Annotated in this window: 7 protein-coding genes, 1 tRNA gene, 1 pseudogene and 1 riboswitch; of the genes and pseudogenes, 8 read left to right on the forward strand and 1 reads right to left on the reverse strand. The window is 62.8% G+C overall.

The genetic code is table 11. From position 1 onward, the window contains the following. The first annotated feature begins 45 nt into the window (after nucleotides 1-45). Nucleotides 46-254, forward strand: a riboswitch (cobalamin riboswitch). Between the two features lie 114 nt (nucleotides 255-368). From KIO76_RS07635 to KIO76_RS07655, 5 genes and pseudogenes are all read left to right on the forward strand, one after another. Further along, nucleotides 369-3335 (forward strand): ribonucleoside-diphosphate reductase subunit alpha, encoded by a 2967-nt coding sequence (locus tag KIO76_RS07635; protein WP_213322335.1) that lies wholly within the window; start codon nucleotides 369-371, stop codon nucleotides 3333-3335. A gap of 336 nt (nucleotides 3336-3671) precedes the next feature. Beyond that, nucleotides 3672-4802: a ribonucleotide-diphosphate reductase subunit beta gene (locus tag KIO76_RS07640; RefSeq protein WP_213322337.1), complete on the forward strand. Its 1131-nt coding sequence runs from the start codon at nucleotides 3672-3674 to the stop codon at nucleotides 4800-4802. Between the two features lie 209 nt (nucleotides 4803-5011). Then, nucleotides 5012-5096, forward strand: a tRNA-Leu gene (locus KIO76_RS07645). A 322-nt stretch (nucleotides 5097-5418) separates the two neighbouring features. Next, nucleotides 5419-6356 (forward strand): annotated as a pseudogene (locus tag KIO76_RS31725) (DUF1214 domain-containing protein). 174 nt (nucleotides 6357-6530) lie between these two features. Next, nucleotides 6531-7910, forward strand: coding sequence for an aminotransferase-like domain-containing protein (locus tag KIO76_RS07655; protein ID WP_249729530.1), 1380 nt, complete (start codon nucleotides 6531-6533; stop codon nucleotides 7908-7910). A 68-nt stretch (nucleotides 7911-7978) separates the two neighbouring features. Here KIO76_RS07655 and KIO76_RS07660 read toward each other — a convergent pair whose 3' ends face one another. Beyond that, nucleotides 7979-9835, reverse strand: coding sequence for an ABC transporter ATP-binding protein (locus KIO76_RS07660; RefSeq protein WP_213322339.1), 1857 nt, complete (start codon nucleotides 9833-9835; stop codon nucleotides 7979-7981). A gap of 392 nt (nucleotides 9836-10227) precedes the next feature. On the opposite strand from KIO76_RS07660, the gene KIO76_RS07665 reads away from it, so the two are divergent. The 3 genes from KIO76_RS07665 (at nucleotide 10228) to KIO76_RS07675 (ending at nucleotide 13009) form a co-directional block, all read left to right on the forward strand. Next, a complete protein-coding gene (locus KIO76_RS07665) occupies nucleotides 10228-10728 on the forward strand; it encodes a GNAT family N-acetyltransferase (RefSeq protein WP_213322341.1) in 501 nt (166 codons plus the stop codon). Nucleotides 10729-10833: 105 nt separating this feature from the next. Further along, a complete protein-coding gene (locus KIO76_RS07670; protein ID WP_249729531.1) occupies nucleotides 10834-11307 on the forward strand; it encodes a MarR family winged helix-turn-helix transcriptional regulator in 474 nt (157 codons plus the stop codon). After that, nucleotides 11291-13009: an MFS transporter gene (locus tag KIO76_RS07675; protein WP_213322343.1), complete on the forward strand. Its 1719-nt coding sequence runs from the start codon at nucleotides 11291-11293 to the stop codon at nucleotides 13007-13009. The genes KIO76_RS07670 and KIO76_RS07675 overlap by 17 nt, the downstream gene beginning before the upstream one ends. The last annotated feature ends 15 nt before the right edge of the window (nucleotides 13010-13024 follow it).

A 13024-nucleotide genomic window follows, 5' to 3' on the forward strand; every position in this document is an offset into this window, starting at 1 on the left:
GTCGGCAGCCATATCGCATATATTGACATAATGCGTCGGATACCCCCTATATCTAGTGGTCACGGTCGCTCGATTCGAGCGCGAGAGAGGGAATTCGGACACGGCGTTCGTGCGTCGTGAGGCCGGAGCTGCCCCCGCAACTGTAAGTGGCGAGTCTGCGTCCAACTGACGTCACTGACGCCGCAAGGCGTCGGGAAGGCAGGGCGTGGCCGGAGACCCACAGCCAGGAGACCTGCCGCGACGATTGAGATTGTCCTCGGGCGGGGTGCCCCGGTGGATCGCCAGGGCCAGCGTCGGCGTGACAGCCGAACGTTTTCGCTCGCGCGTCCGCTCGGCCTTTGCCCCCACATCATTGGGGTTTGTTGCCGATGTCCCTGACGACCGAAACCGCAGCCCAACCGTCCCACACGTCCAGGATGGCGATGGAGATGCCCCGCGCTGCCGCGGAGCCGGGCTACAAGCTCATCCGCCGCAACGGTGCCGTGACGCCATTCGACCCGTCCAAGATCGCCATCGCCTTGACCAAGGCCTTCCTCGCCGTCGAGGGATCGGGCGCCGCCGCCTCGCGCCGGGTGCATGACATCGTGGCGGATCTCACCGACCAGATCGTCACTGCGCTGATGCGCCGCGCCGATGCTGGGCGCACCTTTCACATCGAGGATGTGCAGGACCAGGTCGAGCTCGCGCTGATGCGTAGCGAGCACCACAAGGTGGCGCGCGCCTATGTGCTCTATCGCGAGGAGCGGGCGCGCGAGCGGGCTCGCGCCGCCGGTGAGGCGAAGGCGGTGACGCCCGAGCCGCGCCTTCGCATGAAGGGCGCCGACGGCGAGCTCGTGCCGCTCGACGAGGCCTGCCTTGCCGCCATCATCGCGGAAGCCTGCGCCGGCCTCGAAGGCGTGGCGCCGGAGGCAATCCTCGCGGAGGCGCGCCGCAACCTTTACGATGGCATCAGCCGGGACGAGCTGGCGCTCGCGCCGATCCTCGCGGCCCGCACCCTCGTTGAAACCGAGCCGGACTATGCCAAGGTCTCGGCGCGGCTCCTGAACGACAAGCTGCGGCGCGAGGCCCTGAGCTTCGTCTTCGGCCGGACGGAGGAGGCGGCCCAGGCCGAGATGGCCGAGCGCTACCCGAGCTATTTCCATGCCTATGTGAAGACGGGCATCGACAACGAACTGCTCGATCCGGAACTCGCGCGGTTCGACTTGACGCGTCTTGCCGCCGCGCTGAAGCCCGAGCGCGACCTCAATTTCGACTATCTCGGCTTCCAGACGCTCTACGACCGCTATTTCCTGCATGTGCGCGGCACCCGGTTCGAGCTGGCGCAGGCCTTCTTCATGCGCGTCGCCATGGGGGTTGCCCTGCGCGAGGTGGACCGGGAGGAGAAGGCGATCGAATTCTATGATCTCCTCTCATCCTTCCATTTCATGTGCTCGACGCCGACGCTGTTCAATGCCGGCACGCGCCGCTCGCAGCTCGCCTCCTGCTTCCTGACGACGGTGTCGGACGACCTCGACGGCATCTTCAAGGCCATCAAGGACAATGCCCTGCTCGCCAAATATTCCGGTGGTCTCGGCAATGACTGGACGCCGGTGCGCGGCCTCGGTGCCCATATCAAGGGCACCAACGGTGAGAGCCAGGGCGTCGTGCCCTTCCTGAAGGTGGCCAACGACACGGCGATAGCCGTGAACCAGGGCGGCAAGAGGAAGGGCGCGGTCTGCGCCTATCTCGAGACCTGGCACGTGGATATCGAGGAATTCCTCGATCTCAGGAAGAACACCGGCGACGACCGCCGCCGCACCCACGACATGAACACCGCCAACTGGGTGCCGGACCTCTTCATGCAGCGCGTCGAGGCGGACGGCCCGTGGACGCTGTTCTCGCCGGACGAGGTGCCGGACCTGCACGATCTCTACGGGCCAGCCTTCCGCGAGGCTTACGAGGCCTATGAGGCGAAGGCCGCGCGCGGGGAGATGAAGGTGTCCAAGCAGGTCCGGGCGCTTGACCTCTGGCGGCGCATGCTGACCATGCTGTTCGAGACCGGCCATCCCTGGCTCACCTTCAAGGATCCCTGCAACATCCGCTCGCCCCAGGGGCATGTCGGCGTGGTGCATTCCTCGAACCTCTGCACCGAGATCACGCTGAACACCTCCCATGACGAGGTCGCCGTCTGCAATCTCGGCTCCGTCAATCTGGCGGCGCATGTCACGGCCGACGGCCTCGATATGGAGAAGCTGGCGCGCACGGTCAGAACCGCGATGCGCATGCTCGACAATGTCATCGACATCAATTTCTACACGATCCCGGAGGCACGCCGCTCGAACCTGCGCCACCGGCCGGTCGGCCTCGGGCTGATGGGCTTTCAGGATGCCCTGCAGACCCTGCGCGTTCCCTATGGCTCGGACGCGGCGGTTGCCTTCGCGGACGAGAGCATGGAGGCGATCTCCTTCCATGCCATCGCGTCCTCGGTCGATCTGGCAGCCGAGCGCGGCCGCTATTCGTCCTTCGAGGGGTCGCTGTGGTCGCGCGGGATTCTGCCGATCGATTCCGTCCGCCTGCTGGCGGAGGCACGCGGCATTGCGCCTGACGATGCAGTCGGCGAAGGCGTTCTCGAGCTCTCGTCAAGGCTCGATTGGGAGGGGCTGCGCCAGCGCGTGGTGACGACCGGCCTGCGCAATTCCAACTGCATGGCGATCGCGCCCACGGCGACGATCTCCAATATCTGCGGGGTCAGCCAATCGATCGAGCCCGCCTACCAGAACCTCTTCGTGAAATCGAACATGTCGGGGGACTTCACCGTGGTAAACGCCGCGCTGGTGCGCGACCTCAAGGCGCGCGGCCTGTGGGACGAGGTGATGGTGTCGGATCTCAAATATTTCGACGGCAGCGTCGGCCAGATCGACCGGGTGCCCGACGATCTCAAGGCGCTCTATGCGACGGCCTTCGAGATCGATTCGGCGTGGCTGATCGAGGCGGCCGCCCGCCGGCAGAAATGGATCGACCAGTCACAATCGCTCAACCTCTATATCGCCAACCCGTCCGGCAGGAAGCTCGACACGCTCTATCGTCTGGCGTGGCAGCGCGGCCTGAAGACCACCTACTACCTGCGCTCGCGCTCCGCGACCCATGTCGAGAAGTCGACGCTGAAGGGCACGGACGGCAAGCTCAACGCAGTTTCCGCAGTGGTGCCGGCTGCTGCGCTAGCAGCCTCGCCGATCCTTGTCGCCGCGACACGCGGCGTTGGCGGGGCTCGCGTGAGTGAAGCTGAAGCGGAACTGGGAACGGCGTGGGGCAAGGCCTGCTCGATCGACGATCCTGATTGCGAAGCCTGCCAGTAAGGCCGGCGCCTGCCCGGAATCGGATTCCTCACCCCTGGGACAATCGACGTTCAAGAACTGCCTAAGCATTCCCATCGTCATCACCGGGCTTGTCCCCGAAATCGGGTTTACCCGATTTCGGCTCCTGATAGGGAACTCGGCAACAGCCGAGTTCCTGTGATCCCGACCGGAAAGGCGCCTCAATACATCGGGATGGCCTGGACAAGCCCGGCCATGACAGCTGAGAATACTGAATGTCGATTGAGCCTAGAGGGAAGGGGTTGCCCGCAGTGCAGGGGCGGGGTGAAGGTCCTCGCCATTGGGGCACTGCTCAAATTCATCTTGGAGAACAAAAGAATGCTCGATTGGTCAGAGCCGAAGGCCACAGCCGCGCTCCCATTCCAGCCCTTGCCGTCCGGCCAGCATCCCGCCGGGGATGCCACCGGCCTCGGTGCCATCGATCGCGGCGGCCAGCGCGTCACCGTCGACGACAAGGCGATGATCAATTGCCGCGCCGACGTGAACCAGTTGCTGCCTCTCAAGTATAAATGGGCCTGGGAGAAGTATCTCGCCGGTTGCAACAACCACTGGATGCCGACCGAAGTTTCCATGCAGGCCGATATCGCCCTATGGAAGTCACGCGATGGCCTGACTGACGACGAACGGCGCGCCATCAAGCGCAATCTCGGTTTCTTCGCGGCGTCCGAGAGCCTCGTGGCCAATAATATCGTGCTGGCTATCTATCGGCACCTCACCAATCCCGAATGCCGGCAGTATCTGCTGCGCCAGGCCTTCGAGGAGGCCGTCCACACACACACCTTCCAATATATCGTGGAAAGCCTCGGCCTCGACGAGGGCGAGCTGTTCAACATGTACCGTGAAGTGCCGTCGATCACCGACAAGGCGGCCTGGGCGCTGAAGCACACCCAGCATCTCGACGATCCCGATTTCAAGACCGGCACGCCGGCGGCGGACCAGGCCTTCCTGCGCGATCTCGTGGCCTTCTACGTCGTGTTCGAAGGCATGTGGTTCTACACGGGCTTCGCGCAGATCCTGTCGCTGGGTCGCCGCAACAAGATGGTCGGCATTGCTGAACAGTACCAGTACATCCTCCGTGATGAGAGTATTCACCTCAATTTCGGCATCGACGTCATCAACCAGATCAAGCATGAGAACCCGCATCTCTGGACATCCTCCTTCCAGGAGGAGGTGAGGGGTATGCTGCGCGAGGCGGCGGAGCTCGAGGCGGCTTATGGCAGGGACACCATGCCGCGCGGCTTCCTCGGCCTGAATGCCGCGCTTTGCGAGCACTACATGCATTTCATCGCCAACCGGCGCTGCGCGCAGCTCGGACTGTCGCCTGTTTTCGCCGAGACGGACAATCCCTTCCCCTGGATGTCGGAGGCGATGGACCTGAAGAAAGAGAAGAACTTCTTTGAAACGCGGGTCATCGAATACCAGAACGGCGGCGCATTGAGCTGGGACTGATTCTCCTGCCGTAAGGCGCGTTTCCGGGAACTTGTGCGTCGATCTGGCCCCCTTGCCACCCGGTCCTCTTGTGCGTGTGGGTCGCGGGCGCAGGGGGCGCATGGTATTCACCGAGACAGCTGTGCAAAAAACAATCAGCTTTCGAGGCTGGACTTTATCGGGCTTGCTATGGCAAATAGCTGCCCATGGCGACGGCTTCGTCGCTGCGTGCGGGTGTGGTGGAACTGGTAGACGCGCCGGACTCAAAATCCGGTTCCGAAAGGAGTGTCGGTTCGATTCCGACCACCCGCACCACCTTTTCCCGGAAAATCTGGATCGCAAGTTCGCCGTGCGAAGCCGAGGCGAGTTGGAAATGGCGCGAGATCGGCCGCCAATTGGCGCGCGGCCGATCGCGGCATCGCGAGGCAATTGGTGCAAAGCCTCTCCCATCGGTACGCCGTCGTGGGGCAGGATGGATTACTTCAGTATCCATTCCTGGTGAGGGACCGCGTTCGACGAGGATGAATCATGTGCAAGTCTGCATCAATTGCTTTTGGGATCGCATTTGTTGTGCTCAACGGCACCCTCTTCGCCCAAGCCCAAGCCCAAGCCCAAGCCGTCCCGATCCCTTGTCACCGTGGATAGCTTCGTCCGAGCCGAAACGGATCGTTATCTCACCGACAATGCCAAGGAAGCAGGCGGCATCGGCAAGTTCCATCATGTCCGCGAGCCCGCTTCGATCGACAATCAAACGGTCATCCGCCTGAACCGGGACACGGTGTACTCCTTCGCGGTGTTCGATCTGGCGGCGGGGCCGGTAACGATCGCGATGCCGGACGCTGGCAAGCGCTTCATGTCCATGATGATCGTCGACCAGGATCATTATGTGCCAAAGGTGATCTACGATTCCAAGCCACACACGCTGACACGGAAGGACATCGGCACGCGATACGCGTTCGTGGCGATCCGCACTCTCGTGGACCCCAATGACCCAAAGGATCTTGCCGAAGTTCACAGGTTGCAGGATGCGATAAAGGTTTCGCAGAAGGATACCGGCAAACTGGAGCTTCCCAACTGGGATCAGAAGAGCTTGACCGAGATCCGTGACGCGCTGCTCAGCCTGGCAAAGCACACGACCTCGTTTGCCGGTTCATTCGGCGCGCGTGGAAAGGTCGACCCTGTCCATCATCTGATCGGCACAGCAGCCGGCTGGGGCGGCAATCCCGACAGGACGCGAGCTATGACAGTTTCAGCCCCCAAAAGGACGACGGCAAGACGGTCTACAGGCTCAACGTGCCGAAGAACGTGCCGGTTGATGCCTTTTGGTCGGTTAGCCTCTACAATGAAAAGGGATTCTTTGAGAAGAATTCCTACAATGCCTACTCTGTCAACGACATCACCGCAAAGAAAAACGCAGATGGCTCTGTAACCATCCAGTTTGGCGGTTGCGATGGCAAGATCCCGAACTGCCTGCCGATCATGAAGGGCTGGAATTATACTGTCCGGATGTATAGGCCGCGCCCGGAAATACTCAACGGAAAATGGACGTTCCCCAAGGCTCAGCCGGTAAGCTGACTGCGGTTCACGGCCGTTTCTTAAAGAAACGCCGGGCCGACCGCCTTGAGGCAAACTCGGGCGGTCGATGGCGAGCCGTCGCCAACGATTGATCTTCGCCTGTCTGGCTTCCCGTGACCATGCCATACATGCTACGCCCGTGTATGTTGATAAGCCGTACAGTTGAGGAACGAGATGTGGCAGCCGCGACTGATTGAAAGCGCCCGCATGAAGTACCTCGGGATTGTCGAGGCACTGCAGGCAGATATTCAATCAGGCAGGGTGGCGCGGGGAGAGAGGCTTCCGCCGCAGCGCGCCATCGCGGAAGCGCTCAAGGTGGACCTCACGACGGTGACGCGCGCTTTCAACGAGGCCCGCCGACGCGGCCTCGTTGAAGCCCAGGCCGGACGCGGAACCTTCATCAGTGAGGGGCGCCATGGGGCTGGTGCGGAAGAGCAGGCGCCGCCGCTGATCGATCTCAGCATGAATATTCCGCCCCAACCGCCCGAGGCGGATTTCAAGCGGGCGTTCCCCCACGGAATCGCGGCAATCCTCGGTAGCTCGCGCGGCATGTTGAGCTTGCATTATCAGGCGAGCACCGGCGCGGCGCCTGATCGACAGGCAGCCGCAAAATGGCTCGCGCAGCGGCTGGAGGGCGTGACCAGCGATCGAATCGTGGTCGCGGGCGGCGCGCAGAGCGCGCTCTTTGCGATATGCGAACTCTTGTTCGCCCGTGGCGACGTCGTTGCGGCCGGAGCGATGACCTATCCGGGCCTGAAGGCTGTCGCAGCGCAGAAGGGGCTCTTCCTGGAACCGCTGGCCATGGATGAGGAAGGCATCATTCCCGACGCCTTCGCGCAGGCCTGCCGCGAACGAGCGCCAAAGGCGCTTTACCTCATTCCCTCGATCGATAACCCGACGACTGCGACATTGTCCGAGGCGCGGCGGCGTGCCCTCGCGGCCCTGGCGCGGCAACATGGCGTCACGATTATCGAGGACGATCCCTACGCGCTGCTAAGGCCTGAGCGGCGGCTTGCGCTGGCCGAACTGGCAGGTGACATAACCTGGCATATCGCCACGCTTTCAAAATGCGCGACACCCGCCTTGCGCGTGGCCTATGTGGTGGCCCCGGGCGCCTCGCAAGCCATGCGTCTCGCCGGCGCGCTGCGTGCCACCCTTCTGATGGCGCCACCGCTGATGTCGGCCCTGGCAACACGGTGGATCGTCGATGGCACGCTCAACCGAATCGCCACGTCTATCCGCGCCGAGAATGTGGCGCGGCAGAAGTTGGCAGCCTCCATTCTGGAGGGCGTGAGCTTCGATGCGGATCCCCATGGGCACCATCTGTGGCTGCGGCTACCCGCCCATTGGTGCGCGGCTGATTTTGCGGACCATGCAGATCGCGCGGGGGTTTCCATCGTGCCGAGCGCGGCCTTCGCCGTTGTCGCTCATCCCCTCGAGGCCGTCCGGATCTCGCTGGGCGTTGCCCCGGATCGGGGTGCTCTCGAAGACGCTCTGACGTTGCTCGCGGGCCTCATGTCCCAGCCTTCGATCGCAGCTCGCGCCGTGGTGTGACGGGCTGTCCGATCCATTCCCGAATATGAAATGCCCGATGCGAAGAATACTCCACATCGGGCATTTGCTTAGATTTCAAATCCTTTCGTCAATTCCAGCGCCTGTCTCTCGAAGAGACGGCGATAGATGCCCTCCGGCTGGCGGACGAGCGTGGCATGGCTGCCTTCCTCCACAACCCGGCCGGCGTCGAACACGAGAAGCCGGTCGAGCGACTGCACGGTGGACAGCCGATGCGCGATGACGAGTGTCGTGCGCCCGACCATCAGCTTCTCCATGGCCCGCTGGATAAGCGCCTCGCTCTCCGAATCCAGGCTCGAGGTTGCCTCGTCCAGGATAAGGATAGGCGCATCGGCGAGGAAGGCCCGCGCAAGCGCCACACGCTGGCGCTCGCCGCCTGACAGCTTGACGCCACGCTCACCCACCAGCGTTTCATAGCCCTTTGGGAGCTTCGTGATGAAGGCATGGGCGCTCGCCTGCTCAGCTGCCGCGATGATCTCCTCGCGGGTGGCGTTCGGCCGAGCATAGGCGATGTTTTCCGCAAGCGATCGATGAAACAGGATAGGCTCCTGCTGCACGATGGCGATGCGGCTACGCAGGCTGGCCTGCTGCAGATCGGCGATGTTCTGGCCGTCGATCAGCACGGCGCCGCCCGTTACGTCGTAAAGGCGCTGCACAAGCTTGACAAAGGTGGTCTTGCCCGAGCCGGAATGGCCGACAAGGCCAACCTTCTCCCCAGCCTTCACGCGGATCGAGAAATTCCGAAAAAGCGGGGTCGGATGCGTGCCGTATCGGAATGAGACATGGTCGAAGACAATCTCGCCGCGCGTGATCTCGGCAGGCAGGGCACCGGGGCGATCCGCCACGCCGATCGGCTCCTCATGCAGCTTAACCATTTCCTCCATGTCGTTCACTGAGCGTTGGAGATGGCGGATATGCATGCCGACGTCGCGCAGATGGCCTTGCAACACGAAGAACAGCGTGAGCACGAAGGTGATGTCGCCGGGGCTTGCAGCACCCCGCTGCCAGAGGATGAGCGCCGAGGCCAGAATGGCGGCCTGCATGGTGACCATCATCAGGCCCTGCAGTCCCACATTCATCACGGCACGGTTCCATGTGCGCCGGGTACGCCCGCGCCATTTCGTGATCACGCGCGCGAGCTTGCCATCTTCCCGCAGTTCAGCACCGAAGGCCTTCACGACCGCGTTGCAGCTCACGGCGTCCGCCAGCGCGCCGCCCAGCTTTGTATCCCAGGCGTTCGACAGCGCGGCGGCGGGCGCGACGTAGCCCACGGCCATTGCGCAGGTCACGACGATGAAGAGGAGCGAGCCAAGCCCGACGACAAGACCCATGACCGGCCAGGTGAAGCCGAGAAGGAGCGTCGCGCCGACGAGGGTGATCAGGGACGACAGCAGGGCGACAAGGAGCGTGTCGTTCAACAGATCGAGCGCCCACATGCCGCGGCTGATCTTGCGCACGGTGGAACCCGCGAAGCTGTTGGCGTGCCAATCCGTGGAGAGCCGCTGCACCCGCGCGAAAGTCTCCGCGGCCATGTCGCTCATGATGCGCAGCGTCAGCTTGACGATGCTGTTCATGACGAACTGGCGCAGGATGATGGCAGCAAGGCCGAGTGCCAGGAGGATGGCGAAGGCGGTCCAGGCGGCATCGACAGTCGCCGGGTCGTTGAAGGACCCGCGCGCGATTGCATCGACGAGCTTGCCCGCGAAATAGGGCGTGAGCACCTCGGCCGCCGTCGCCAGGACGCCAAATAGGACGATGAAGCTCACGCGCTGCCACTGGGCTGCCCAATGAGTGCCCGTGAAGCGAAAGACCGACACGATCGTATCGGCACGAAGATCGATGGGCTTGCGCTGAAGAAAGCGCCGTGCGCGGCGCAGAGCGCGCGCACCCTCTTGAACGGTCGACATTGCAGGATCTCACAGAGTAGCAGACGGCAGTGTGGCACCGGGCGGGTGCTGCCGGATCAGGTCTTCGGCAAAGCGCAGACGCGACGACAAGGCCCCGAAGGGCTGTCGGTCAACGTGGCATTCGCACGGAGCTAATGATGTGAGCGACGTTTCTCATAGCAGCATCTTGGTGCCACAGGACTTGGCCGGCTTCAAGCCGAAACAGGGATCGTTGGTTCTTTTGATCGGCGACTGGCAGATTTGCATCAGTCGTCAGCGAGTATTGTCAGCGGTATTGATGAGTCGATCACTATAAGTGAACAATAAGCCTCCGCCGGTGACGGAGGTCGGCGGCAGTCGCAGGCAATGTTGAAGATACACATAAAGCGGAAGCGCGCCGCGCGGGGACAGCGATGAACATCAGACGCGAAAGAGGGGGAGATCAGCGGACCATTCACGCGCTGGTCGAGGAAGCGTTCCGCAGTGCACCCCATAGCAGCGGGACGGAGGCATTGATCATCGACGCCTTGCGCGAGGCCGGCGCGTTGACCCTCTCGCTTGTCGCCGAGGCGGAGGGCGTCGTCTGCGGTCACATCGCCTTCTCGCCGGTTATGGTCGCCGGGGCGGAAGTCGGATGGCATGGCCTCGGGCCTCTCGCGGTCCTCCCTCGCCAGCAGCGTCAGGGCATAGGTTCGCAGCTCGTCATGGAGGGTCTTGCGGCTTTGCGCGCCGCCGGAAGCCACGGCTGCGTCGTCCTCGGCGATCCTCTCTACTACGGCCGTTTTGGCTTTCGCGCATGCGCTGAATTGAGCCTGCCCGGCGTGCCGGCGGCATACTTTCAGGCGCTGCCTTTCAGCGCATTGGTCCCGAGGGGGGCAGTAAATTATCACGCGGCATTTGACGTGATGCCGTAGGCGTCTCGGCGATCCATCCCTAGCGAAAATGCCCCTTGTCAGGGGGAGAGTGGCCGATTATATAGCTATGCATATAATAGCTATCTATAAATTGGTTGTCCTCCTATGAAATCGGAACTCGGCGCGGCGTTCACTTTCGAGCTCGCAACGGCCGGCCGGAAAATGCGCAAGCTTTTCGACCGTTATGTGCGTGAACGAGGACTGACGTTGCCGCGCGCCCGCGCCCTCTTGTTCCTCGCGCAGGACCGCTCCTGGAATCAGACCGAACTCGCCGATGCGCTCGAGATCGAGCATCCATCGGTGGTGCGCTTGCTGGACGGTCTCGAGCGTCAGGGCCTGATCACGCGCTGCGCCGTCGTCGGCGATCGGCGCGCCAAGCAGATCGAACTGACCGTGTCCGCGCAGGCGCAGGTTCGCGAACTTGAGGAACTGACCGAGCGGCTGCGTTTCGACCTGCTGCAAGACATCGATGCCGCGTCGCTCGAGGTGGCCTTGAGCACCTTGCGTCGCTTTGTTGCCAATGCTGAGCGGGCCGCTGCCGCGCAGCGAGAGGAAACGTCCCATGTCAGCCTCGGCTGAGCAAGCTGCACCCGTCGGAGGGGCTGCCCCAAATCAAGGTCAAGCCGCCCGGGTGACATCACCCCCGGACGGCGATGCTGCGCAGGGCGAGAGCCAGCAACCGCAGCCTGCGGCCGCGCCGCCTGCCCCCCCGCCACCAACCCTGAGCCGTGCGGCCATCTTCGTTGCCGCCTCCACCTTGCTGTGGCTGACACAGGGGCTCGGCATGAACTTGGTCGCGGCCAATACGCCACAGATTCAGGGATCTCTTGGCGCCACACTGACGGAAACAAACTGGCTGATTGCTGCCTATATGGCGCCGAACGTCAGCCTCACCATCCTGTTGACGAAGATCAGGACTCAGTTCGGTCTGCGGCGCTTTACCGAGATCAGCATCGTCGTATTTGTACTGACGTCGCTGCTGCATCTCTTCGTCTACGACCTGTGGTCGGCCCTGCCGGTGCGTTTCCTGGCGGGCGCTGCGGCTGCGCCCATATCGACGCTCGGCTTTCTCTACATGCTGGAAGCCTTTCCACCGGCGAAAAAGCTAAGCTGGGGGCTCAGTCTGGCACTGATGCTGTCGGGTGCAACGCCGACGATCGCGCGGCTCATCTCGCCCTATCTCCTCGATCTTGGGCAGTGGCGGCATCTCTACCTCATGGAGATCGGGCTTGCGCTCATTGCGTTGCCAGTCGTCTATCTCTTGCCGCTCACCCCTATTCCGCATGCCAAGGTTCTGCACTGGAAGGATTTCATCACCTACCCGCTGATTGCCCTGGGCTTCGGGCTGCTCGCGGTGGTGCTGTCTGTCGGCCGCTATTACTGGTGGTTCGAAGCGCCTTGGATCGGTGTCGCGCTCGCGGTTGCCGTGATGGCGATCGCCTGCGCCGCGGCCATCGAGATCAACCGTGATACGCCGCTCATCAATATCCGCTGGCTGACGAGCCCCGAGATCCTGCATCTCACATTGACATTGCTGGTCTTCCGGATGGTCCTCACCGAGCAGACCTCGGGAGCGCTGGCGCTTTTCCAAGGGCTCGGCCTCTTCAATGAGCAGAGCCGGCATCTTTATCTCGTAATCCTCTTGGCTTCCGTCGCGGGCGGCCTGGTGTGCGGTGCGATGCTCAAGATCGAGCGCGTCCACCCCATGCATGCTGTCGCGCTCTTCTGCATCGCTGTCGGCGCCTATATGGACGGGCATGCAACCAGCCTGACGCGACCTGAAAACATGTATGTCAGCCAGGCATTGATCGCGTTCGGGGGCGCATTGTTTCTGCCGCCGGCGATGCTCGCCGGGCTGATGAAGACCATGAAGCAGGGGCCGATGTTCATCACCAGCTTCCTCGTCGTGTTCCTGTTCACGCAGAGCCTTGGCGGATTGATCGGCTCGGCAGCTTTCGGGTCATTCATCATCATCCGCGAGAAGTTTCACTCGGCCCACCTCGTCGAGCGCATCGTGATGACGGACCCGCAGGTGGCAGAGCGCGTACGTCAACTCGCTGGCGCTTTCGGCAAGGTGCTGACGGATGGCCAGCTCCTCAATGCGGAGGGATTGGCAACCCTGTCTCAGCAGGTCACGCTTCAGGCGACCGTGCTGGCCTATAACGATGCGTTTCTTCTGATCTCCGCCCTCGCGGCGGCCGCCTTCGTCGTGGTCGTCGCTCAAATGGGGCTCTCCTCTGCCCGCGGCTGGCTTGCGGCCCGCCGCGCCGCTCACGTCTGACCTATCGATCGAGAA

It is taken from the genome of Chelatococcus sp. YT9, assembly GCF_018398315.1.
GTDB lineage: Bacteria > Pseudomonadota > Alphaproteobacteria > Rhizobiales > Beijerinckiaceae > Chelatococcus.

Coding starts and splice junctions, on each gene's coding strand:
- KIO76_RS07665 (WP_213322341.1), top strand. CDS start 10,228: ATGAACATCAGACGCGAAAGAGGGGGAGATCAGCGGACCATTCACGCG.
- KIO76_RS07635 (WP_213322335.1), top strand. CDS start 369: ATGTCCCTGACGACCGAAACCGCAGCCCAACCGTCCCACACGTCCAGG.
- KIO76_RS07640 (WP_213322337.1), top strand. CDS start 3,672: ATGCTCGATTGGTCAGAGCCGAAGGCCACAGCCGCGCTCCCATTCCAG.
- KIO76_RS07675 (WP_213322343.1), top strand. CDS start 11,291: ATGTCAGCCTCGGCTGAGCAAGCTGCACCCGTCGGAGGGGCTGCCCCA.
- KIO76_RS07655 (WP_249729530.1), top strand. CDS start 6,531: ATGTGGCAGCCGCGACTGATTGAAAGCGCCCGCATGAAGTACCTCGGG.
- KIO76_RS07670 (WP_249729531.1), top strand. CDS start 10,834: ATGAAATCGGAACTCGGCGCGGCGTTCACTTTCGAGCTCGCAACGGCC.
- KIO76_RS07660 (WP_213322339.1), bottom strand. CDS start 9,835: ATGTCGACCGTTCAAGAGGGTGCGCGCGCTCTGCGCCGCGCACGGCGC.